The following is a 24,896-nucleotide window of genomic DNA, read 5'->3' as shown; positions in this document are numbered from 1 at the left end:
ACGATAATAAGATGGTTTTCCGATAAAACCATCTTAGTAAACAATTTATTCGCTAATCAAACAGTAAACGGATATTTGATAGCCTCATGGCACTGGTACCCTTCGAGAGTAAAATCATCCGAAGTCACCCATGTTTCGAGGTCTTCTAATGACTGAATTTTGGGGTTAATAACCAATGAAGGGGAAGCAAACGGCTCACGTTTTAGTTGGACATCACGCATTAAAGGCAGTTGGTTTTCATAAATATGTGCATTCACAATTTTATGGTAAGCCTTACCTGCTTTATGGCCTGAAATACGAGCCATAAGAGCGAGCAAAACAAAACATTGTACTTGGTTGAAATTTAAACCAAGCGGTACATCACAGCTACGTTGGTAAGATGTTAAATGTAGGGTATCACCTAGCAATGAAAAAGTATGAGTATGCATGCAGGGACGCAAGCAACCCATTTCAAATTCACCAGGGTTATAGAAAGTGATAATTTCTGCGCGGTCATCAATTCCATTTTTTAAGTTATTGACGACTTTTTTCAGCTGATCTAAATGTGTTCCATCTGGGCGTTGCCATGAACGCCCTTGAACACCATATACGCGGCCCATATCATCCTCACCTTTGCGATAAGGGTTATTCAGCCATGCTTGGTTCTCATTTGCATTGGCATTCCATGTATTACAACCAATTTCACGAAATTGAGCCGCATTGTCGTAGCCACGTAGATAACCAAGAAGCTCAGCTATCGCCGCTTTATAAAAGCTTTTACGAGTCGTAATCAAGGGGAATTGATTATTGCCCACATCATATTCAAGGTCAGCGTTAATAACGGTTAAACAACGAACGCCAGTTCGTTTATTTTCAACCCATTGCCCTTCATCAATAATACGTTGGCATAAATCAAGATACGGCTTCATAGTGACTCTCTTTTAAAAAAATAACTTAAGTGGCTAACCTTTGTCTCGTTGTACTTCATTGCTTTATTTACAAAATAGTTATATTCAACAGACTAAGTTAGCCCCAATAATTGTATTTATTAACTCTTTGTAGGCTCTTTTAGTGGCTTATGGGCTGGCACATTTTTGCCATATTTGTAAGCCCAAACAATCATCAGAACGCCAATAATAATCATCGGAATTGATAGAATTTGTCCCATACTAATACCACCAAATAAACCAAGCTGTGCGTCTGGTTGCCTAAAGAATTCAACAATAATCCTAAATGCACCATAACCAATCAAGAATAACCCGGAAACACTCCCCATTGGACGAGGTTTACGCACAAATAAGTTCAAAATAAGGAACAGAACAACTCCCTCTAAGAACATTTCATAAAGCTGTGATGGGTGTCTAGGTAGCACACCATACTGCTCTAATATGGGTAATAACGAAGGGTCCTGTGCGGCAAGTTGAATATCTTCACTGCGTGAATGTGGGAATAAAAATGCCCATGGCGTATCGAGTGTTACTCGTCCCCATAGCTCCCCATTAATAAAGTTCCCAATACGGCCCATGCCTAAGCCAAATGGGATCAATGGTGCAACAAAGTCAGATACTTGCAGGAAACGACGGCGAGTACGGTGAGCAAACCACATCATGGCACATATCACACCGATTAGGCCGCCATGGAAGGACATGCCACCATCCCAAACCTTAAATAGATATAAAGGATCGTCAAGAAAAACAGGGAGATTATAAAAGAAAACGTAACCTAACCGACCACCGACAAATACGCCAACAAAGCCAACATACAGCAAGTTTTCTACTTCGTTTTTTGTCCAGCCACTATTGGGTTTTGCAGCGCGACGCCCTGCTAGCCAAAGGGCAAAAACAAAGCCAACAAGGTACATAAAGCCATACCAGTGTAACGATACTGGCCCAATCGAGAACATAACAGGATCTATTTCCGGAAATGCTAAGTAGTTGTTACTCATTGTTCCCCACTTTTTAATCATTAAGCCAACTACTCGTCGACTATTACATATTCAACAGGCTTCAATTTGTGAAGCCCCTGAAGCATACAACAAAAAGTATAGTCATTTATACTTGATATTTTTCAAACTAAACCAAATTAAATACTTACATCTTGTTGTAAGTTAAATCCCACCACGTACAAAACCGCCTAAATGGTGTTGCTCCATAAATTCACTCGCCTCTAGCCTGACACTATCACTCGTTTCCGCAGCCAATAACTTAGGTACTAACTGCGACATCAAGGCTGGGTCAAGCTGGCGGATTAAATATTTCATGCGAGGAACACTACGCCCACTCATACTTAAGGAGCGATATCCTAGAGCAATTAATACCATTGCGCTGAGTGGCTGCCCTGCCATTTCCCCACAAACACTTACAGGGAGTTGAAGGCGTTGGCACTCTTCACTTACTTTTGCTAAAAAGCGCACAATTGAGGGATGAAGATTATCATATAGCGCCGCTACATGGGTGTTATTACGGTCAACAGCAAGTAAATATTGTGTAAAGTCATTAGTCCCGATAGAGATAAAATCAACGCGTTTTTTTATTTCCGGTAATAGAAATAGCAAAGAAGGAACTTCAAGCATAATACCAATTTGGGGCATCTCAACTGGCATTTTTAATAAAAAACTCACTTCGTCCCTTGCTCTTTTTATCAGCAAAATTGCTTCGTCTATCTCATTAACACTGGTCACCATCGGTAATAAAATACGTAAATTACCTGAAAACATATTCGCCCGTAACATAGCCCTTAGCTGGATTAAAAAAATCTCGGGCTGGTCCAGCATGATGCGAATACCGCGCCAGCCTAAGCTTGGGTTTTCTTCGCTAATTGGCATGTATGGCAACTGTTTGTCCGCCCCTATATCAAGGGTTCTTAACACTACAGGCTTGGTAGGGAAAAGTTGTAAAACTTCTTTATAGAGTTGTTTTTGCTCATCTTCCGAGGGAAAACCATTGTGCAACATAAAAGGCAGTTCAGTACGATACAGGCCAACGCCATCAACCCCTGTGTTAATCTGTTGCTCGTAGCGCGGACTTAAGCCTGCATTAAGGTAAATATGAACTTGTTCGCCGCCTTTAAGTGCTGCATCTTGTTCAAGAGTTCCTTCCGCTAAGCGACTAATAACATTTTCTTCTTCAATGATTTGCTGGTATTCCTGAACAATTAAATTTTCAGGTTCAATAAAGAGCTCACCACGGTAACCATCTAATATTAAATGGCGGTTATGTAATAACGAAGGCTCAATATCCGCCCCCATAATCGCAGGAATTCCCATAGCTCTGATTAAGATAGCTGAATGAGAATGCGTTGCTCCGTCACGCACAACTACACCGGCAAGTTGTTCAATAGGTAACTCAGCCAATACACTAGCACTTAATTCATCAGCAACTAAAATAAAACGTTCTGGCCATTGCTCATTTGCGGTAAGTGAATCATCAAGATGAAATAATAAGCGTTGACCTAATGCTTTTAAATCTGCCCCTCTTTCCCTTAAATAAAGGTCACGCAGGCGAGAAAACTGCTCTACATAATTTTCAATGACTGTTTTAACTGCCCATTCAGCGGTTGCGTTATCATTGATGGCGGCAAACAGGTGTTTTTTTAGCTGTGGGTCACTAAGCAAATGATTGTAGAGATCAAATATCGCCGCACTTTCTTTTGCTGAGCTCGCCATAAAACGTTTACTAATACGACGACATTCCGCTGTAGCACTTTCAAGGGCGACGACAAGGCGTTGTTTTTCTTTATCGATATCAATAGCGCTTGCTTGAAAAATACTATCTAAAGAAGGTTGGGAACTATCTTGCCATCCATAAGCCATTGCAATTCCTTGTGATACAGGAATCGCTTTAATTCTATTTTGTCGATATTGCCCAAAAATACCTTTTGCTTGTGCTTGCGACAAAATCACGGCGAGTTGCATCGACAGCGTTACCATGAAAGATTCTTCGGTTTCATTAAACAAGCGTTTTTCCCGTTGCTGTACGACCAGCACACCTAATAATTGGCGACGGTATACCACGGGAACACCTAAGAAAGCTTTTAATTGTTCTTCTTTAAGCTGAGGCAGGAATTTATATTGAGGGTGTTCACGAATATCGGCTAGATTGAGCATTTCAGATTGGCGCCCTACGGCCCCTACGACACCTTCATCAAAACCTAGACGAATAGCAATCCCGCTAGGTTTTTTTAACCCGCGGGTTGCCATTAAGTAATAGCATTGGCGAGGGTGATCAGCTAAATAAATGGAACAAACGTCTGTTCTCATTGCTTTGCAGGTCTCATTCACCAACACTTCTAGCGCATCAGTCAAACTTGTCGCCATTGCAACTTTTTCGACAATTTCACGTAAACGCGTCAACATAGGCTACTTTGCTCCACGCCTACGGTTATTAAAAGAGGGCCGTTGTGGTAATTTTTGTTCCTGTAAAGGCATAACTACGGGAGCGAATTCTTTCATGACACGCCGATAAACCTCACGTTTAAAAGAAACCACCTGCCTAACAGGATACCAATAACTGACCCATCGCCAGCCATCAAATTCTGGCGACTTACTGCGCTGCACGTTTATATCGGCATCATTGCATTGAAGTTGAAGTAAAAACCAACGCTGTTTCTGCCCAATACAAACAGGTTTTGTATCCCAACGCACCAAACGCTTGGGTAATTTGTAACGTAACCAATTACGGGTAGATGCCAATAACCTGACATCCTTACGCTGTAGCCCGACTTCTTCGTATAGCTCACGATACATCGCCTGTTCCGGCGATTCCCCAGGATTGATGCCTCCTTGAGGAAACTGCCATGAGTGTTGACCATAGCGGCGGGCCCATAAAACTTGCCCTTGCCGATTACAAATTACAATTCCTACATTCGGGCGGTAGCCATCATCATCAATCACAGACTACCTCAATAACCAAATTTGAAAGATGCCTAATTGTTTCACACATACCTAAACTGGTAAACCTATATCAATACAGTTTGCAGATATGTCTGAAGTCACTACAATAGTGAACATCTCAACGGGGTGCCGAACTTATTTCGGCTGAGAAATAACCCGTAGAACCTGATCCGGTTAATACCGGCGTAGGGATTTGAGCCTCCGTCTGCATATCTGCACCGGTTTCTCCTCAAATCCTGTGTCACTATCTTTTAGCGCAGGAAAAAGCATGTTTAAAAACAAAATTATAGCATCGTTCTTTACCTTTGGTGCACTCAGTTTAAGTCAATTAGCATGGGCGGATAAACCAACGCTTACTGTTTATACCTACGATTCCTTTGCCGCAGAGTGGGGTCCAGGACCACAAATTAAAAAAAATTTCGAAGCGCAGTGCGATTGTGAATTAAAAATAGTGGCGCTGGGGGATGGTGTAGCTCTGCTAAACAGACTCAGAATGGAAGGAAAAAATAGCAAAGCAGATGTGATTTTAGGGTTAGATAATAATTTATTAGATTCTGCTGAAAAAACAGGCCTGTTTGCTCCTGCCGACATTAATACCAGTGCATTGAAGCTGCCTATTTCGTGGGATAGCTCAACCTTCATTCCTTATGACTATGGCTATTTCGCATTCATATATGACACTAATAAAATTAAACAACCACCAACAAGTATGGATGCATTATTAAATAGTGAAAATAATTGGAAAATTATTTACCAAGATCCTCGAACCAGTACGCCCGGACTTGGCTTAATGCTGTGGATTGAAAAACTGTATGGCGACAAGTCTGCGGATGCATGGCAAAAAATGGCAGGCAAAACACTCACCGTAACTAAAGGTTGGAGTGAAGCTTATGGCCTGTTCTTAAAAGGGGAAGGTGATTTTGTACTCAGTTATACCTCATCGCCGGGTTATCAAATGCTTAATGACCAAAAAGATAACTATGCTGCGGCATTATTTAATGAGGGTCACTATATGCAAGTTGAGGTGGCAGCAAGGCTGAAAAATAGCCCACAGCCGGAGCTTGCCAAGCAGTTCTTGCAGTTTGTCTTAACGCCTGAATTCCAAAATACCTTGCCAACAACAAACTGGATGTATCCGGTCATTGATATTCCCTTACCTGAGGTATACAACCAGTTACCTCTACCTGAAAAAGCCTTACAATTTAGTTCTCAAGAAGTGGCCAAAGAACGCCAAAATTGGACTCGTTTATGGCAAACCGCCGTCAGTCGCTAATTAATTTGTCTCTACTACCGGGGGCGTTGGCCTCCGGATTACTGATTACGGTTGCACTTATTAGTTTTGGTGCACTGTGGTTTTTTGCACCTGAAATTTCAATGACTGACATTATTAGCGATAGCTATTTGTGGCATGTGATTGGCTTTACTTTCTGGCAGGCTTTTTTATCCGCTATTTTTTCTGTAATCCCTGCTATTTTTCTTGCAAGAGCACTACACCGCCGTCGTTTTTTTGGGCGAACCCTATTTTTACGCTTATGTGCAATGACGTTGGTTCTTCCGGTGTTAGTTGCCGTATTTGGTATTTTATCAGTTTACGGGCAAACGGGTTGGCTGGCTAAACTTTGTCAATTACTGGGATTTAATTACACCTTTTCACCTTATGGCCTAAAAGGCATTTTGCTAGCACATATTTTCTTTAATATGCCACTAGCGACTCGTATGCTATTACAGTCTTTAGAAAATATCGCTATTGAGCAGAGACAAATTGCAGCACAACTGAGGTTCAATGAGTGGCAGCAATTTACTATTTTAGAATGGCCTTATTTACGGCGGCAAATATTACCTACTGCTGCGTTAATTTTTATGCTGTGCTTTGCCAGCTTTGCGACGGTTCTCGCTCTGGGAGGCGGCCCGGCAGCAACCACCATCGAATTGGCTATTTACCAAGCACTTAATTATGATTTTGATTTAGGACGAGCCACCCTTTTGGCGCTCATCCAGCTGTTTTTCTGTGTCGGTTTAATGTTTATCTGCCATAGAGTAAATAGTGTATTTTCAGTGGGGTTTAGCCAACAAGCGCAATGGGTTGACCCCGCTGATAACGCATTTCGTCGTATTCGTGACCTGCTGCTCATTATCGCTGCCATGTTATTGCTACTGCCCCCGCTGTTCGCTGTTATTTTTGATGGCTTAAATGGGCAACTTTGGGTGGTATTGCAGCAACCTGCCTTATGGCAAGCCACGGCAACCTCTGTGTTTATTGCACTGTGTGCTGGTACTGTCTGCGTGGTACTTACCTTAATGTTGTTATGGAGCAGCCGTGAATTGCGCTTACGCCAAGCGGCTCGTCTAGGGCAAGCCTTAGAACTTAGTGGGTTAATTATTTTAGCCATGCCCGGTATCGTGCTCGCGACAGGTTTTTTTATCTTTTTTAATGAAACGGTAGGCTTACCTGAATCCCCTTACCCATTAGTTATCATGACTAATGCTTTGTTAGCCATTCCCTATGCGTTAAAAGTATTAGAAAACCCTATGCGAGACAGCGCTGAACGCTATAACCCATTGTGCCAATCACTTGGCATTTCTGGTTTTAATCGTTTCCGAATTATTGAACTTAAAGCATTACGCAAACCTATTTCCCAAGCTCTCGCATTTGCTTGTGTTATCTCAATTGGTGATTTTGGTGTTGTCGCGTTATTTGGCAATGATAACTTCCGCACACTCCCTTATTATCTTTATCAGCAAATAGGGGCTTACCGGTCAAACGATGGGGCTGTTACTGCCATGCTATTGCTATTGCTTTGCTTTTGCTTATTTAGCTTGATTGAACGTATCTCAGGAAAACACCATGATTAAATTGACTCAGCTAGATTACCAATACGACAACCTGACAATGTCATTTGATTTTTCTGTTCAGTTCGGTGAGTCTGTGGCAGTTATGGGGCCAAGTGGTGCAGGGAAAAGTACGCTATTAAGCTTGATTAGCGGCTTTCAATTTCCCAAAAGCGGTACAATTGCGCTCAATGGCGAAGACCATACTTTTAGCCCTCCGGCTAAGCGCCCTGTTTCTATGTTATTTCAAGAAAATAATTTATTTTCACACCTGACAATCCGGCAAAACATTGGTCTTGGACTGCAACCCAATTTACGCCTGAATAAAACGCAAATTCAGCGAGTTGAGCAAATGGCGAGCCGTGTCAGCCTGAGTGAATGTTTAGATAGGTTACCAGCACAACTGTCGGGGGGGCAACGTCAACGCGCGGCATTAGCACGCTGCATGATCCGCAATCAACCAATTTTATTACTTGATGAGCCTTTTTCAGCTCTCGACCCTGCATTACGCCGAGAAATGCTGCTATTACTCAGGGAAATTTGTGCAGAAAAATCAATCACATTGTTAATGGTTTCCCATAATGTCGATGATGCCCTGCAAATTGCCCCACGGACACTGGTTATTGCAGAGGGGAAAATCGCCTACGATGGCGATACTCAATACCTATTACAGGGGCAAAGTGCGGCATCTGCGTTACTGAGTATCACCACCGCTGCCAACAATTAACACTGTATAAATTCACACTATTCGCGTATATTTATCGTAACTATTTTTTATGCAAGTTTTATGCGAGTAGCCTAATGACCCAACTTATCGCTCCAGCAGAAAGAGGCTTTATTCTTAGCCGTCACTGGAAAGACACCCGTCACGGTGTCGAGGTCTCTTATTGGCTACTCACTGATAACCAACCACAAAAGGTCACTGTTCCCTATCAAAAAGCCATTGGTTTTTTAGCTGAATCTCAATTTCCTCGAGTAAAACACCTATTAGATGAACAACCCAATATTACCTATCGGCTTCTTGAATTAATTGATTTTAAACGTGAAAAGGTCTATGCGATTTATTGCCACCAATATCGACAATTACAGAACCTTGAAAAAAACTGCAACGAATTGGGTGTTGAATTATTAGAAACCGATATTCGCCCAAGTGAACGGTATCTAATGGAACGCTTTATCGCGGCCTCTGCCTGGTTTTCTCGAAATCAGCAAGGGGAGTTTCAACTAAAACCTTGCGAAGGCTACCGCCCCTTAGTCAAGGCCGTTTCCCTTGATATCGAAACCAGTCAACATGGTGAACTCTATTCTATAGGGCTGTCTGGCTGTGGTGACAACGTGGTATTTATGTTGGGGCCAGAACAAGGGCCTGCATTGAGCGCTGAACATCGCTTAATCTATGTGAATAGCCGCCCGCAATTACTTCATAAACTCAATGAATGGCTTCACCAATACGACCCTGATGCCATCATTGGTTGGAACCTAATCCAATTCGACCTACAAGTATTACAAAAACATGCAGAGCGTTATGGCATCCCATTATTGTTTGGTCGACAAAACAAAAAATTGGAGTGGCGAGAGCATGGCTTTAAGCAAGGGGTATTTTTTGCCGCTGCTGAAGGCCGGTTAATTATTGATGGTATTGATGCATTAAAAGCAGCAACATGGAGTTTTTCATCATTTAGTTTAGAGTTTGTCGCTCAAGAACTCCTTGGCGAAGGTAAAGCGATTGATACCCCTTATGACCGAATGGATGAAATCAACCGCCGCTTTGCTCACGATAAACCCGCTCTAGCACACTACAATATTCAAGATTGTATTTTAGTCCATCGGATCTTTGAAAAAACGGATTTAATGGCTTTCTTGCAAGAACGTTCAACAGTAACTGGCCTTGCTGTTGATAAAATGGGCGGATCTGTCGCAGCATTCTCACACCTTTATATTCCCCGTCTACACCGCCTTGGCTTTATCGCTCCCAACCTGACGGAACATAAAATGCAACTGAACCCCGGGGGCTTTGTCATGGACTCCCAACCTGGGCTATATGACTCCGTATTAGTTTTGGATTATAAAAGCCTATATCCTTCAATTATTAGAACTTTTCTCATCGACCCTGCGGGTATGATTGAAGGATTAGCGCATCCAGACCTTGAATATTCTGTTCCTGGTTTTCGCCAAGCTTGGTTTTCTCGTACAACCCACTGTTTACCCGATATTGTCAGCCATATCTGGCAAGAACGGGATAAAGCCAAAAAAGAGCATAATGCGCCACTATCCCAAGCGTTGAAAATTATTATGAACGCATTTGCTGGGGTACTAGGCGCTGAAGGGTGCCGTTTTTTTGACCCAAGACTGACTGCATCAATCACCATGCGTGGCCATGAAATTATGCGTACAACCAAACGTTTGATTGAGTCACAGGGTTACCAAGTTATTTATGGGGATACCGACTCCACATTTGTATGGTTACGAGACGCCCACAATGAAGAGCAAGCGCAAAAAATTGGCTTTGCTTTACGTGATTACGTGAATAGCTGGTGGAAAAAACATTTAGCTGAAGAATGGCAATTAGAGGGGGTTTTAGAGCTTGAATATGAAACCCATTACCGCCGATTTTTGATGCCAACGGTACGTGGTGCTGAAATGGGGAGTAAAAAACGCTATGCAGGGCTGAGTAAAGACACCATGGTATTTAGAGGGCTGGAAACCATTCGCTCAGACTGGACCCCCTTAGCACAAATATTCCAAAAAGAGCTCTATACCCGTATTTTTTATCGCCAACCTTACCGTGAATATATTCGTGAATATGTGCAAAATATTCGTTCAGGCCAATATGATGACCGTTTAGTTTACCGTAAACGCCTGCGCCGAAAATTGACTGATTACCAAAAAAATGTTCCTCCGCATGTTCGAGCTGCTCGTACCGCTGATGACTATAATTTAAAATTACAGCGCCCTTTGCAATATCAAAATGGTGGTTGGATAAACTATATTATCACTCAGGCAGGGCCTGAACCGCTGGAAATCATCACGGCAAAACCGGATTACGAACATTATATTTCCAAGCAAATCAAACCAATAGCAGATGCTATCTTGCCTTTCTTACAAGATGACTTTGATACCCTGCTAACTGGGCAAATTACCCTGTTGTTTTAAAATTTATTCTACCTTTGATGTTTTTTTAACAGGTGACGATAGCCTTCGGTTGAATTAATATATCGCCCCTTTGGTGTCTCGCACGTCTGGCTACACAAATTATGCGTGATAATCAACAATACTCATTATAATTCAAATAGACTGACTCATTGTCTCGGCCACAAGCCCAGCAAACGCCTTAGTGCTCACTTTGCTGCAATTTGAATAATTAAATGTGTATAATTAATCATCAGGTAACGACTATTTTTAAAATAATTCGAACTCTTCCTTGTGTAACTATTAATGAGCTACACCAACACTGGGCGAAGACACTGATAAAAATTGTCTTAAAAAATCTAAAAAATAAACTCTCAATTTTATGGAATTAAGTTAAATCTATGCCATTTACTCTTGGTCAACGCTGGATCAGCGATACAGAAAGCGAACTTGGATTAGGTGCCGTCGTGGCAATTGATGCCCGTATGGTAACGTTGCTTTTTCCTGCTAGTGGCGAAAACCGCCTTTACTCTAGCAGTGATGCCCCTATTACCCGAGTGATGTTTAATGAAGGTGATACCATTACCAGCCACGAAGGCTGGCAACTTCAAGTTGAAAGCATTGAAGAAGATAAAGGATTATTGACTTACATCGGCACACGTTTAGATACGCAAGAAACCGGTGTGAGCCTTAGAGAAGTGTTCCTCGACAGCAAGCTCACATTCAATAAGCCGCAAGATCGTCTATTTGCTGGGCAAATTGACCGTATGGACCGTTTCGCTTTACGCTTTCGTGCGCGCAAATTCCAAAGCGAGCAAGTCAAACATCAAGCGACAGGCCTACGCGGTATTCGTGCAAGTCTGATCCCACACCAATTACATATTGCCAATGAAGTGGGAAAACGCCACCATCCGCGTGTATTACTCGCTGACGAAGTCGGCTTAGGTAAAACCATTGAAGCGGGGATGATTATCCACCAGCAATTAATGGCAGGCCGTGCAGAGCGCGTCTTAGTTATTGTTCCTGATAGCTTACAGCACCAATGGCTGGTTGAGATGCTACGCCGCTTTAATCTGCGTTTTTCTTTGTTTGATGATAGCCGTTACAGTGAAGCACAGCATGATAGTGATAACCCATTTGAAACAGAACAACTCGTTCTGTGTTCACTGGATTTCGTCCGTCGTAACAAGCAGCGTTTTGACCAATTAGTTGAAGCAGGCTGGGATATGATGGTCGTCGACGAAGCTCACCACTTACAGTGGAGTGAGACCGCCCCGAGCCGCGAATATCAAGTTATTGAAACATTAGCTGAAAATATTCCTTCTATTTTGCTATTAACGGCAACACCAGAGCAACTTGGCCAAGAAAGCCACTTCGCTCGCTTGCGTTTACTTGACCCTAGCCGTTTTCATGATTACCAAGACTTTATTGCTGAGCAAGAAAACTACCGTCCTGTTGCTGATGCGGTTTCACTGTTGCTGTCGGGTGACAAACTGACTAATGACCAGCAAAATTTACTTAACGAATTAATCAAAGAACAAGATATCGAACCACTGCTAAAGGCTGCAAATCTTGAAGGTGAAGATGGCAATGCTGCGCGCCAAGAGCTGATCAACATGTTAATGGACCGCCATGGTACTAGCCGCCTGTTGTTCAGAAATACCCGAAATGGTGTCAAAGGCTTCCCTCGTCGTGAATTGCATTCGTTAAAAATGCCATTGCCCACCCAATACCAAACCGCAATTAAAGTGGCTGGTATTATGGGCAGTAAAAAAGACGTTGAAACACGTGCAAAAGAAATGCTCTACCCTGAGCAAATTTACCAAGAGTTCGAAGGTGAAAACGCCACGTGGTGGAACTTTGACCCGCGGGTTGAGTGGTTAATGGGCTTTTTGACCGCAAACCGCCATGAAAAAGTGTTAGTGATCTGCGCGAAAGCCGCAACCGCACTACAATTGGAGCAAGTGTTACGTGAACGCGAAGCGATTCGTGCTGCCGTTTTCCACGAAGGGTTATCGTTATTAGAACGAGACCGAGCGGCTGCCTATTTTGCATCTCAAGAAGAAGGCGCGCAGGTTCTATTATGTTCTGAAATCGGTTCTGAAGGGCGTAACTTCCAATTTGCTAACCAGTTGGTGATGTTCGACCTGCCGTTTAATCCAGACTTACTTGAGCAACGTATCGGCCGTTTAGACCGTATTGGACAAAGCCGTGATATCAGCATTCATGTGCCTTATTTAGAAAATACCGCACAATCTGTGTTGATCCGCTGGTATCACGAAGGCTTAGATGCCTTTGAACATACCTGCCCAACAGGCCGAGCTATCTACGATAAATACTACCAACCATTACTGCAATTTATGGCTGAACCGACAGTCACAGAAGGTTTTGATGATTTTATTAAAACCTGCCGTGCAGAGCATGACAGCTTGAAATTACAATTGGAACAAGGCCGTGACCGTTTGCTTGAAATGCATTCAAACGGTGGCGAGTCTGGCAATCTGTTGGCTGAAGAAATTGGTGAAGGTGATAACGATACCGAATTGGTTAACTTTGCACTCAATCTTTTTGATATTGTCGGTATTAATCAAGAAGATAAAAGTGATAACCTGATTATCCTCACACCTTCAGACCATATGTTAGTACCTGATTTCCCAGGACTTCCTCAAGATGGTTGCACCATCACGTTTGATAGAGAGCAAGCACTTTCTCGTGAAGATACGCAATTTATCAGCTGGGAGCACCCTATTATTCGTAATGGTTTAGATTTAGTGCTATCTGGCGATACCGGCAGCTGTGCGGTTTCTTTATTGAAAAACAAAGCGCTGCCTGTTGGCACCTTATTGACTGAACTGATTTACGTTGTGGAAGCTCAAGCACCTAAGAACCTGCAAATTAGCCGTTTCTTACCCGCAACTCCGGTACGCTTATTAATTGATTTAAAAGGTAATAACTTATCATCTCAAGTTGAGTTTGAAAGTTTTAACCGCCAATTAAATGCCATTAACCGCCATATGGCAAGCAAACTGGTCAATGCAGTACAAAATGAGGTTCATTCGGTATTACGCTTATCTGAGCCAATGATCGAAAAAGAAGCCAAAGCATTGATAGAGAATGCAAAAGAAGCGGCTGATAAGGCGCTAACGTTGGAGCTTTCTCGTTTAGAAGCACTAAAAGCGGTCAACCCAAATATCCGTGATGAAGAACTTGATATTATTGAGGAAGAACGCCAACAACTGATGACTAATATCGACCAAGCTACATGGCGACTAGATGCGATTCGTTTAGTTGTGGTAACTCATCAGTAGCCGACTTGCTGTGAGTACGCTGTCGCTCATTCAAATAGCTTATTATTAGTAATTTGAATTATAGTAAGCGTAAACTAAAATAGTCACTTATTTCTCCCTCATCTGAGGGAGAAATTATTTAAAAGCTTCGGAGTTACACACGTTATGATGGAACCCTACCAACCTGCTATTGAACCTTGGTTGCATATACTTTACCAAGATGATCACATCATTGTGGTGAATAAACCTAGCGGGTTACTCTCTGTTCCCGGAAAAGCGCCGGAGCACCATGACAGCATTATGAGCCGTGTTCAGCGTGATTTTCCCGCCGCTGAATCCGTACATCGGTTAGATATGGCGACAAGTGGCGTCATGGTTGTGGCACTGCACAAAAAAGCTGAACGCGAACTTAAACGCCAATTTAGAGAGCGTGAGCCGAAAAAATTCTATATTGCTCGTGTTTGGGGTCATTTAGAAAAAGAAGAAGGCTTGGTTGATTTGCCGCTAATTTGTGATTGGCCAAACCGCCCTAAGCAAAAAGTGTGTTTCGAAACAGGGAAATCAGCACAAACCGAGTACCAAGTTTTACAATATGAAGAACAAGCCACTCGTGTAAAGCTTTCCCCTATTACGGGTCGTTCGCACCAACTTAGAGTCCATATGTTAGCGTTAGGTCACCCTATCCTTGGTGATCGCTTCTATGCACAAGATGAGGCCAAAGCGCTAGCTACTCGCTTACAATTACATGCTCAGGAATTATACATCACCCACCCTGAATACGGCACGTCAATGCATTTTACCTGCCCACCGGATTTTTAACGGTCTCTAATCGATTGATTAGATTTCAATATTACCAGTGCAGAAATTAACTCACTCTGTTTTTGCGCTGATTATTTTCCCGTTTGTTTTTACCCTAAGAACATACATAACTATGTAACTAGGGTGCGCGAGCGCAGCCAACAAAAAACGGGAGCGAAATAATCCATTTTAATTATTCCCCTGATTTCCCCTAAATAGTTCGTGATGCAGCTAGGCGGCAAGAGAGCAAATCCCTAGGAGCATACACAAGTATGTGACTAGGGTGCGCGAGCGCAGCCAACAAAGCGAGATTTTTTGGTTTTTCTTCGTTAACCTGATTTCCCTTAAATAGTTCGTGTTGCAGCTAGGCGGCAAGAGAGCAAATCCCTAGGAGCATACAACAAGTATGTGACTAGGGTGCGCGAGCGCAGCCAACAACGCTGCGGCGCGAAATATGACAGGGAAATTTATTTAAAGCCGAGCTCCTTCTTGACTAAGTCATAAGCTGCTTGGATAGACTGCGCCTTTTGCTTAGCAATCTCCATCATTTCTGGCGGCAAACCTTTCGCAACCAATTTATCTGGGTGATGTTCGCTCATTAATTTACGATAGGCACGCTTAATTTTTGTTGGGTCATCACTCGGGGACACACCAAGGACTTTACAAGCATCTTCAAGGGTTGGGCCATTCGATTGCTGATAATACCCTCCTGATTGCTGCTGAGAGTACCCTTGGCCAAATTGGCGACCACTTTGGATCATATCCAAGAACTGTTCAAACTGAACCTTAGAAATACCTAACTCTTCAGCAATGATAAACAGCACTTTTCTTTCGTTTGGGTGTAGCTGCCCATCTGCAAAAGCTGCCTGTAATTGAATTTCCAGAAACATCTGAATCAAGTCAAAACGGCCATAACAGGCCATACGTAATTGTTTTAATACATCACGTAATGGAAAGTTAGGGGATTTGCCTTCTCTAAATGCTTGTTGAGCCGCTTTTCGTGTTTCTCCGTGTAATTGCATTCTGTCCATTAAATTGGTTGCAAGCTGAATATCTGTCTCGGTTACACGGCCTTTGGACTTCGTTAAATGCCCCAAAATTTGGAAAGTGCTAGCAAAGAAAATAATTTGGCGATCACGCTTATTCATTCTCCCTGCAAATTTACGTTGAATCGATGCTTTATCAAAACCATGCCCAATAATTAACCCAATTAGCGCCCCCCAAAAACCCAATCCAGAGACGATTGCGAGTATAACGCCAATAATTTTGCCCCAATAGTGCATATATCCCTCAATTCTTCAATGCTCAAAATGCAATTTTGCATTATCATACTATTCATTCAGCTCTATGCATAACTACCCGCGCGTAAAGTTTCTTACATTATACTGGCGCAAAGTGGTTGGCTAAGTTAGTCTTTGAGCGTTTGCTGGCGATGCCAATGATGACGGAACCCCATATTTAATGATGAAAAAAAGCTATCCAACACTACTCGCCACCATGGTATGGGCGGCAATTTATAGTCAGCAAGCGCATGCTGACCTTGCACAGCAGTGTATGCTGGGTGTCCCTGTTTACACAAAACCGATTGTAAAAGGTGACCCTAACGACCTGCCGATTCACATTACCGCTGAGGATGTCCGTGGTGAATACCCTAATTTTGTTGAATATGAAGGTAATGTCGATATTCAACAAGGGAACCAAACATTAACCGCTGATAATGTGAAGCTCACCCAAACAGAAACAGCGGGTGAACTCCCTGTGCGCGAAGTCACGGCAACCGGAAATGTTCACTACGATGACCCACAAATTATCTTAAAAGGCCCTTCTGCGTGGTCTAACTTAGATAATAAAAACACGGATGTGAATGATGGTAACTACATGATGGTAGGCCGTCAGGGGCGTGGTGACGCGAAAAAAATGAAAATGCGTGGTGAAAACCGTTATTCAATTATGGAAAACGGCACGTTCACGACCTGTTTACCCGGCAATAATAGCTGGAGCGTTGCAGGCTCTGAAGTGATAATCGACCGCGAAGAAGAAGTCGCTGAAATTTGGCATGCACGTTTTAAAGTCGGTGACGTGCCTATTTTCTATAGCCCATATATGCAATTACCAATTGGTAATAAACGTCGTTCCGGTTTCTTAATTCCGACTGGGAGTTATTCAAGTAACGATGGGCTAGAGTTTTCATTACCCTATTATTGGAATATTGCGCCAAACTACGATGCCACGATTACACCTCAATTTATGACCCACCGTGGTGTAAAATTAAATAATGAATTCCGTTACCTCATTGCTCCTGGTACAGGAACCGTGGCCTTTGATTTTCTAAATCATGACCGAGCTTATATCAAAGACAAAGAACGTGGTAAGCGTGAAGATCGTGATAGCGATGACCGCTGGTTATTCTACTGGCGCCATTCTGGGACTTATGCAGGGCACTGGAATTTTAGCTCTGACTATACCAAAGTGAGCGACCCTAGCTATTTTACTGACTTTAGTTCCCAGTACGGTAACACCACTGATGGCTACGCCACGCAAAAATTCAGTGCAGGTTATTCAGATACAAACTGGAATGCGAAAGTCACTCACAAACAATTCCAAATTTTTGCGGATAACCCCAACAAGCGTGCTTATAAAGCAGAGCCACAGGTGGACTTCAATTATTATAAAAATAATTTAGGTGCCTTTGATGTGCATACATACGCACAAGCTGCCCGTTTTACGAGTGTGGGGAAAAATAACCCAGATGCAACTCGCTTACACATTGAGCCTGAAGTGAACCTGCCATTATCTAATGGCTGGGCAAATATGAATAACAGTATCAAACTGTATGCGACGCATTACGACCAAGATATCCCTCGCTCAAATACGGATAAAAGCTTAGAAAAAAATGTGACGCGCGTTCTGCCTATGTTTAAAAGCGATGCAAAAGTTGTCTTCGAACGAGACCTTTTCCAAGGCAGCGATTTCGTTCAAACATTAGAACCACGTGTCCAATATTTGTATATTCCGTATAAAGATCAAGACAATATCAATAACTTTGACTCTTCATTATTGCAGTCAGACTATAGCGGTTTATTCCGTGACCGAATTTACAGTGGCCTTGACCGTATCGCCTCTGCAAACCAGTTCACCACAGGTGTTACAACCCGCGTGTATGATGATGCTTTAGCTGAGCGGTTTAATTTCTCAGTGGGTCAAATTTATTATTTCGAACGCCCACGTGCGGGTGATTCAAATCGCCCAATTGATGATAAAAGTAACACTGGCTCATTATTGTGGGCCACTGACTCTATGTGGCGAATTGATGATAATTGGGGCTTGCGTGGTGGTTTACAATATGACCGCCGCCTCGGTAATGTCACCATGGGGAATGCGGTTGCAGAATACCGTTTAGATGCCGATCGTTTAGTTCAGTTGAACTACCGTTTCGTTGACCGCGATTATATTCAAGCAACCTTCCGTCGTGAAGATACTGCGAATGGCGGCTATACCTATACGCTGCCTGAATACCAACGTGGTATTTCACAAGTGGGTACTGTAGTTAGTTGGCCATTAAGCGAGCGCTGGGGTTTTGTGGGCTCATATTATTATGATACCAAACAACAGCAACCTGCGAGCCAACTTGTTGGTTTGCAATACAATACTTGCTGCTGGGCGGTCAACCTTGGCTATGAACGTAAGATAGTTGGTTGGCAAAAAGAGAAGTTCAGCAGTGAATATGACAATAAATGGTCAATCAATGTGGAACTTAGAGGCCTAAATAACAATCATAGTTTAGGTAGTCAGAAGATGTTAGAAAGTGGCATTATGCCTTATCAACGTGCTTTCTGATAAAAATAACATAGAGTTACTGTCAATAACTCAGGGGCAGTTAGGCGACAAGTGACTGAGTCGCTAGGAGCATACACAAGTATGTGACTAGTGCGAATGAGCGCAGTCAACAACACTGCAACTTGAAGTATGACGAGCATTTACTCTAAATAATTCGAGGTGCAGTTAGGCGACAAGTGACTGAGTCGCTAGGAGCATACACAAGTATGTGACTAGTGCGAGTGAGCGCAGTCAACAACACTGCAACTTGAAGTATGACGAGTAAAAAGAGATTAGCCCGCTTTTGCGGAATCAAAGTCAATATTTATAGGACCATTATGAAGAATTGGAGAACGCTTATTCTGGGACTGATGTTCGCAAGCTCCACTGCTTTGGCTGCGCCTCAGCAAATGGATAAAGTCGCTGCGGTCGTCAATAACGGTGTTGTGCTGGAAAGTGACGTCCAGAATATGATCAACACGGTAAAACTGAATGCTCAGAACGCACGTCAACAGGTGCCTGATGATCAAACTCTGCGTCATCAGATCCTTGAGCGTCTCGTTATGGATAACATCATTTTGCAAATGGCTAGCCAAATGCAAATCAATATTCCAGATGAAGCCGTAGATGCAACTATTACTGATATCGCTCGTCAAAACGGTTTAACATTGCAGCAAATGCAACAGCGTTTAACCGCAGATGGCATCAATATGAATCAATATCGTAGCGAAATTCGTAAAGAGATGCTGATTGCTGAAGTGCGTAACAATGAAGTTCGCCGCCGTGTTACCATTTTACCTCAAGAAGTTGATTCGCTTGCTGAACAAATGAGCTCACAAGCAAATTACGAAATGGGCGTTAACCTAAGTCATATCTTGATCCCATTAGCCGAAAATCCAACACAAGAACAGCTAAAAACCGCTGAAGCGTTAGTAAATAAAATTTTAGATGAACTGAAAAAAGGCGGAGATTTCGGTAAGTTAGCTATCGCTTATTCAGCAGATCCTCAAGCACTGAAAGGCGGTAATATGGGTTGGTCACGCCTGCAAGAATTACCCGTTGTGTTTGCTGAACAACTGAAAAATGCGAAAAAAGGTGATGTTGTCGGCCCTATTCGCTCTGGTGTCGGCTACCATATTTTACGTGTTAACGATGTCAGTGGTGGCAGCCAACCTATTTCTGTCACAGAAGTGAAAGCACGCCACATCTTGATTAAGTCATCACCAATTATGGATGATGCACAGGCAAGACAAAAATTAACCAAAATTGCTCAGGAAATTCGTTCAGGCAAAATCTCATTTGAAGATGCAGCAAAAGAAAATTCTGAAGACCCAGGTAGTGCGTTAAAAGGCGGTGAATTAGGTTGGAATATGCCTGATATCTATGACCCAGCTTTCCGCGATGCGCTAATGAGACTGAATAAAGGTGAATTAAGCCAACCTGTTCAATCAAACTTTGGATGGCACCTAATTCAATTAGAAGACACACGCAACGTTGATAAAACAGACGCGGCGCAAAAAGATCAAGCTTACCGTTTACTGTTTAATCGTAAATTTAACGAAGAAGCACAAAGCTGGATGCAAGAACAACGTGCTTCTGCTTACGTGAAAATGGTTGATGGTCGTGACAGCCAATCTACAGATGAAAAAACAAATTAATCCTATTGTTATCACCCCCGGCGAGCCAGCCGGGGTTGGTCCAGACCTACTTATTCAGCTAGCTCAACAGCAATGGCCTGTTGAGTTGGTTGCTTGTGCCGATCCTGATTTATTACTCCAGCGTGCCAAAGCGCTAAATTTGCCTCTGACATTAACTGAATATTCCCCCAATTCAATTAATGAAGTACAGCCTGCAGGTCAGTTATCCGTTCTACCTGTTCATTTAGCAACGCCTGCAAAGGCAGGTGTACTCAATGTTGATAATGGCCAATATGTTGTGGAGAGCTTAGCAAAAGCATGTGACGGCTGTTTAAATGGCGAATTTTCAGCGCTTGTAACAGGTCCCGTACATAAAGGGATTATTAATGATGCAGGCATGTCATTTAGTGGTCACACTGAATTTTTTGCACAACGAAGTGGCTGTGAACGCGTTGTTATGATGCTAGCTACCGAAGAACTGCGTGTTGCATTAGCCACAACGCATCTACCACTCAAGGACGTGTCGGCCGCTATTACCCAACAAAGCCTGCATGAAGTCATCACCATTTTACACCATGATTTACAAACAAAATTTGGTATTGAAAAACCGGCCATCTATGTTTGTGGTTTAAATCCACATGCAGGAGAAGGCGGCCATATGGGTACCGAAGAAATTGATACTATAGAGCCTGCACTTGAAAGCCTACGTACAAAAGGAATTAATTTGATTGGGCCATTGCCTGCAGATACCCTATTTCAAGCTAAGTATTTAAACCATGCAGACGCAGTGTTAGCAATGTATCACGATCAGGGCCTTCCTGTGTTAAAATACCAAGGTTTTGGCAGAGCAGTAAATATCACTCTCGGCCTGCCTTTTATCCGTACCTCTGTCGACCATGGGACAGCCCTTGAGCTCGCGGGGACGGGTCATGCTGATGCGGGAAGTTTTATCACCGCATTAAAGTTAGCTATCCAAATGACATCTAAGAATACATGAATAATCGAGTCCATCAGGGGCACTTTGCCCGCAAACGTTTCGGGCAGAACTTTTTAACTGACCAATTTATTATCGACAGCATCGTGGATGCCATGAACCCGCTGCCAGGTCAGTCCATTGTAGAAATTGGTCCCGGCTTAGGTGCCTTAACCGAACCTGTCGGTAGCCGAATCGATAAAATGACCGTAGTTGAACTTGACCGTGACCTTGCCGCACGTTTACACATTCACCCTCAACTAAAAGATAAATTGACTATCATTCAGCAAGATGCAATGACAGTAGATTTTGGTGAATTAGCCAAACAAGCGGGCCAGCCCCTGCGCGTTTTTGGTAACTTGCCTTACAACATCTCCACACCGTTAATGTTTCACTTATTCACATTCACCAATTCTATTTCTGACATGAATTTCATGTTACAAAAAGAAGTGGTGAATCGTCTGGTTGCAGGACCAGGTAGCAAAGCCTTTGGGCGCTTGAGTGTTATGGCGCAATATTATTGCAACGTGGTGCCTGTGTTGGAAGTACCACCAACCGCATTTACACCAGCGCCAAAAGTAGATTCAGCCATTGTTAGGTTGATTCCTCATCGTGAAAACCCGTATCCGGTAAAAGATATTAAATTTTTAAGCCGTATTACCACACAAGCTTTCAACCAACGCCGTAAAACGATTCGTAATAGTTTAGGGGATTTATTCAGCGTTGAAGAGTTAACAGAACTGGGTATTGATTTAAGTACCCGAGCAGAAAATATTTCTGTTGAACAATATTGTAAAATGGCAAACTATCTCTCTAACCGTTCAGAATAGTCTGTTGAAGGAGGCACTATGCTTAATGAGCCGAATGTAAGCATCCAAGTTCAGAGTGTCTATATAGAAAGCCAATCTCAACCCGATATTGCGAGATATGTGTTTGCTTACACTATCTGCATTCGTAATTTAGGACGAGAGCCTATTCAATTAATGAGCCGTTATTGGCTCATTACTAACAGTGATGGCCATAAGACCGAAGTTCAAGGTGAAGGCGTGGTTGGTGAACAACCGCTTATCCCACCAGGAAAAGAATACCGTTATACCAGTGGCGCAATCCTTGAAACTCCAATGGGTACGATGGAAGGTTATTATGTGATGATAAGCACACAAGGGGACAGTTTCCACGTTGATATCCCTGCTTTTCGTCTTGCTATCCCAACACTGATTAATTAATTATGTCGACATATTTAGTAGGTGATATTCACGGTTGTTATCGTGAGCTCCGTGACTTGATGGAAAGCGTCCATTTTGATCCAACCAAAGACACACTGTGGTTAACAGGCGATCTCATTGCCCGCGGAACTGAATCACTGCAAGTTTTACGCTATGTAAAAAGCCTTGGTTCTGCCGCACGTTTAGTGCTTGGCAACCACGATCTCCATCTGTTAGGAATTTACTGTAAAATTAGTCGTAACAAGCCGAAAGATCACCTCGATGAGTTATTACATGCACCTGATCTTGACGAACTGATCAATTGGTTACGTCGCCAACCTTTATTACAAATTGATGAAGAAAAAAAGATCTTGATGACTCATGCAGGTATAACACCACAATGGGATATCGAAACAGCACGAATGTGTGCAAGGGAAGTTGAAGCCGTGCTGTCTAGTGATGCATATCCATTATTCATCGACTCCATGTATGGTGACATGCCAAATAACTGGTCTGAAAGCTTAATGGGGCTAGCTCGTTTGCGTTTTAGTACCAATGCCTTAACACGCCTGCGCTACTGTTTTCCAAACGGACAGCTAGATATGATTTGCAAGGAAAACCCTAAAAAAGCGCCCGCTCCGCTAAAACCCTGGTTCGATCTACCCAGTAAAATTCCTGAGGATTACTCAGTGTTTTTTGGTCACTGGGCATCCCTTGAAGGGAAATGCACTCCTGATAACGTTTATGCTTTAGATACGGGTTGCTGCTGGGGAGGGGAATTAACGCTATTCCATTGGGAAACTAAGCAGTACCACCGGCAAAAGTCATATCAAAAAAGCCGTAAAGAGTAATTTTTTGCCTAGTTAATTGCAAGTTATAGCAAAATGGCGCAATTAAGCGCCATTTTTGCATTCTAACTAAAAATTAGTCTCTTTTAGTTAGGATCTCAAAACAATAACCATGGGTATTGTTTTCGTCAGCTTCATGGTATTCGGTAAAAATAGAATCCCATTCATCAGGCTCATAAGCCGGAAAATGAGTATCTCCGATAACTTCAGCATCAACGTGAGTCAAATATAATTTATTCGCTAGCGGTAAAAATTGTTGATAAACTTTACCACCGCCAATTACCATCACCTCTTCAACATTTTCAATTGCTTGCGCTGCAGCCAATGCTTCTTCAATTGACGTTACCCAAATAACATTAGAATCAGTACCAGGAGCACTACTTAATACAATATTCACACGTTGTGGCAATGGGCGCCCAATTGATTCATAGGTAACACGGCCCATGATAACCGGTTTGTTTAACGTATTTCGTTTGAACCACGCTAGATCCCCCGGCAAATTCCAAGGCATCGCTTTTTCCATGCCGATAACCTGATCGATCGCCATTGCTGCGATTAAGCTAATATTCATCTACTCACCTTAGAAACAAGATATAAAAATTGAGCACACTATACGGAAAGAGAATTGCTTCGTCGACTAAATTTAAACTTCCTTAAACAGGTTTGAATCACTTATACTCGAATTGATAAACTTATGACTAAAAATAACATTTAAAAACAAAATGAACCCTCTAAGACCAGTCTAAATGTGAGTGTCATTAGCAGGTCATTTTTATTTACCAACATTGAACGGGAAAAGAGATTATAACATGTACGAAACGAGTATTATGGTTGCGACCATCGCTGCACTCGGTATGCTTTCTCCAGGGCCAGATTTCTTTTTGATTGTTAAAAATTCAGCACGCTATCAACGCTCTGCCGCATTAATGTCCGCATGTGGTGTGATAGTCGCTATCGCTTTGCATATGTCTTACTGTGTTGCAGGCCTCGCTGTCTTGATTACAACTACGCCTTGGCTGTTTAATATCTTAAAATACGCGGGTGCAGCCTATTTAATTTGGATCGGTGTCAAAAGCTTACTTCCGCAATCCGGCCATAGCGTTGATCTAACAACCAGTAAACACGAAATTGTTTCATTCAAAAAAGCCTTTATGCAAGGTTTTCTCTGTAATGTATTAAACCCAAAAGCCACGCTGTTCTTTTTAGCGGTTTTTACCCAAGTGCTAGATATTAATTCTACTGTTGGTGAAAAGCTGTGGTTTGCCTTTATTATTTGGGGTTTAGCCGTCATCTACTGGCCTATTTTAGTATTTTTAATCCAAAGTGCCCCTGTAAGAAAAGGCCTGGCAAAAGTGCAAAAATACGTTGATAAGGTTCTCGGCGTTGTATTAATCGCCTTTGGTATTCGAGTGGCGCTAAGCTAGCTTTGTTATCCTTCAATAAAGCAGGCTAAATGCCTGCTTAAGGTTGTTGACAAAGCGGGATAAAAGCGTGGTTTTTCCCG

At 42.6% G+C, this 24,896-nt stretch carries 19 protein-coding genes and 1 riboswitch; of the genes, 13 read left to right on the top strand and 6 right to left on the bottom strand.

The genetic code is table 11. The annotated features are described in order from the left end of the window. Positions 1–56: 56 nt before the first annotated feature. The 4 genes from PSE83_RS16455 to rppH form a co-directional block, all read right to left on the bottom strand. Positions 57–908 (bottom strand): thymidylate synthase, encoded by an 852-nt coding sequence (locus tag PSE83_RS16455; protein WP_004257622.1) that lies wholly within the window; start codon positions 906–908, stop codon positions 57–59. A 119-nt stretch (positions 909–1,027) separates the two neighbouring features. Continuing rightward, entirely contained in the window at positions 1,028–1,924 is an 897-nt protein-coding gene (gene lgt, locus PSE83_RS16450) for a prolipoprotein diacylglyceryl transferase (RefSeq protein WP_036957999.1), read from the bottom strand. 162 nt (positions 1,925–2,086) lie between these two features. Further along, positions 2,087–4,333: a phosphoenolpyruvate--protein phosphotransferase gene (gene ptsP, locus PSE83_RS16445; RefSeq protein ID WP_004257635.1), complete on the bottom strand. Its 2,247-nt coding sequence runs from the start codon at positions 4,331–4,333 to the stop codon at positions 2,087–2,089. Between the two features lie 3 nt (positions 4,334–4,336). Beyond that, positions 4,337–4,870, bottom strand: a complete 534-nt coding sequence (gene rppH, locus PSE83_RS16440; RefSeq protein WP_004257639.1) for an RNA pyrophosphohydrolase — start codon at positions 4,868–4,870, stop codon at positions 4,337–4,339. Between the two features lie 112 nt (positions 4,871–4,982). Beyond that, positions 4,983–5,080, top strand: a riboswitch (TPP riboswitch). Positions 5,081–5,138: 58 nt separating this feature from the next. On the opposite strand from rppH, the gene thiB reads away from it, so the two are divergent. From thiB to rluA, 6 genes are all read left to right on the top strand, one after another. Then, entirely contained in the window at positions 5,139–6,143 is a 1,005-nt protein-coding gene (gene thiB, locus PSE83_RS16435) for a thiamine ABC transporter substrate binding subunit (RefSeq protein ID WP_096864076.1), read from the top strand. Next, positions 6,119–7,723, top strand: a complete 1,605-nt coding sequence (gene thiP / locus PSE83_RS16430) for a thiamine/thiamine pyrophosphate ABC transporter permease ThiP (protein ID WP_004257646.1) — start codon at positions 6,119–6,121, stop codon at positions 7,721–7,723. Before thiB ends, thiP begins: the two co-directional genes overlap by 25 nt. Then, positions 7,716–8,426: a thiamine ABC transporter ATP-binding protein ThiQ gene (gene thiQ / locus PSE83_RS16425; protein ID WP_004257651.1), complete on the top strand. Its 711-nt coding sequence runs from the start codon at positions 7,716–7,718 to the stop codon at positions 8,424–8,426. The genes thiP and thiQ overlap by 8 nt, the downstream gene beginning before the upstream one ends. 74 nt (positions 8,427–8,500) lie before the next feature. Continuing rightward, the gene (locus tag PSE83_RS16420; RefSeq protein ID WP_272660992.1) at positions 8,501–10,852 is read left to right on the top strand and encodes a DNA polymerase II; all 2,352 of its coding nucleotides are present in this window, start codon (positions 8,501–8,503) and stop codon (positions 10,850–10,852) included. 377 nt (positions 10,853–11,229) lie between these two features. Beyond that, positions 11,230–14,136: an RNA polymerase-associated protein RapA gene (gene rapA, locus PSE83_RS16415; RefSeq protein ID WP_110591267.1), complete on the top strand. Its 2,907-nt coding sequence runs from the start codon at positions 11,230–11,232 to the stop codon at positions 14,134–14,136. 144 nt (positions 14,137–14,280) lie between these two features. Beyond that, complete coding sequence (gene rluA / locus PSE83_RS16410; RefSeq protein ID WP_272660991.1) at positions 14,281–14,934, top strand: bifunctional tRNA pseudouridine(32) synthase/23S rRNA pseudouridine(746) synthase RluA; 654 nt, start codon at positions 14,281–14,283, stop codon at positions 14,932–14,934. 446 nt (positions 14,935–15,380) lie between these two features. Here the strand turns inward: rluA and djlA are convergent, their stop codons facing one another. Beyond that, entirely contained in the window at positions 15,381–16,196 is an 816-nt protein-coding gene (gene djlA, locus PSE83_RS16405) for a co-chaperone DjlA (protein WP_004257658.1), read from the bottom strand. 181 nt (positions 16,197–16,377) lie between these two features. Here djlA and lptD point away from each other — a divergent pair, with 181 nt between their 5' ends. The 6 genes from lptD (at position 16,378) to apaH (ending at position 23,395) form a co-directional block, all read left to right on the top strand. Beyond that, the gene (gene lptD / locus PSE83_RS16400) at positions 16,378–18,750 is read left to right on the top strand and encodes an LPS assembly protein LptD (RefSeq protein ID WP_195698833.1); all 2,373 of its coding nucleotides are present in this window, start codon (positions 16,378–16,380) and stop codon (positions 18,748–18,750) included. Between the two features lie 317 nt (positions 18,751–19,067). Continuing rightward, positions 19,068–20,387, top strand: coding sequence for a peptidylprolyl isomerase SurA (surA, locus tag PSE83_RS16395; protein WP_272660990.1), 1,320 nt, complete (start codon positions 19,068–19,070; stop codon positions 20,385–20,387). Continuing rightward, on the top strand, positions 20,371–21,363 hold the full coding sequence (pdxA, locus tag PSE83_RS16390; RefSeq protein WP_272660997.1) for a 4-hydroxythreonine-4-phosphate dehydrogenase PdxA: 993 nt from the start codon (positions 20,371–20,373) through the stop codon (positions 21,361–21,363). The genes surA and pdxA overlap by 17 nt, the downstream gene beginning before the upstream one ends. Next, complete coding sequence (rsmA, locus tag PSE83_RS16385) at positions 21,360–22,169, top strand: 16S rRNA (adenine(1518)-N(6)/adenine(1519)-N(6))-dimethyltransferase RsmA (RefSeq protein WP_180312103.1); 810 nt, start codon at positions 21,360–21,362, stop codon at positions 22,167–22,169. The genes pdxA and rsmA overlap by 4 nt, the downstream gene beginning before the upstream one ends. 18 nt (positions 22,170–22,187) lie before the next feature. Next, positions 22,188–22,565 (top strand): Co2+/Mg2+ efflux protein ApaG, encoded by a 378-nt coding sequence (gene apaG / locus PSE83_RS16380; RefSeq protein ID WP_004257676.1) that lies wholly within the window; start codon positions 22,188–22,190, stop codon positions 22,563–22,565. 2 nt (positions 22,566–22,567) lie between these two features. Beyond that, positions 22,568–23,395: a bis(5'-nucleosyl)-tetraphosphatase (symmetrical) ApaH gene (gene apaH / locus PSE83_RS16375; protein WP_094961101.1), complete on the top strand. Its 828-nt coding sequence runs from the start codon at positions 22,568–22,570 to the stop codon at positions 23,393–23,395. A 73-nt stretch (positions 23,396–23,468) separates the two neighbouring features. On the opposite strand, the gene folA is transcribed toward apaH, so the two are convergent. After that, entirely contained in the window at positions 23,469–23,963 is a 495-nt protein-coding gene (gene folA / locus PSE83_RS16370) for a type 3 dihydrofolate reductase (RefSeq protein ID WP_272660989.1), read from the bottom strand. A gap of 238 nt (positions 23,964–24,201) precedes the next feature. Here folA and PSE83_RS16365 point away from each other — a divergent pair, with 238 nt between their 5' ends. Beyond that, the gene (locus tag PSE83_RS16365; protein ID WP_004257687.1) at positions 24,202–24,816 is read left to right on the top strand and encodes a LysE family transporter; all 615 of its coding nucleotides are present in this window, start codon (positions 24,202–24,204) and stop codon (positions 24,814–24,816) included. Positions 24,817–24,896: the final 80 nt, after the last annotated feature.

The sequence above is a fragment of the Providencia sp. PROV150 genome, from assembly GCF_028481025.1.
GTDB classification, from domain to species: domain Bacteria; phylum Pseudomonadota; class Gammaproteobacteria; order Enterobacterales; family Enterobacteriaceae; genus Providencia; species Providencia hangzhouensis.
This window is presented reverse-complemented; position numbering and strand designations above follow the sequence as displayed.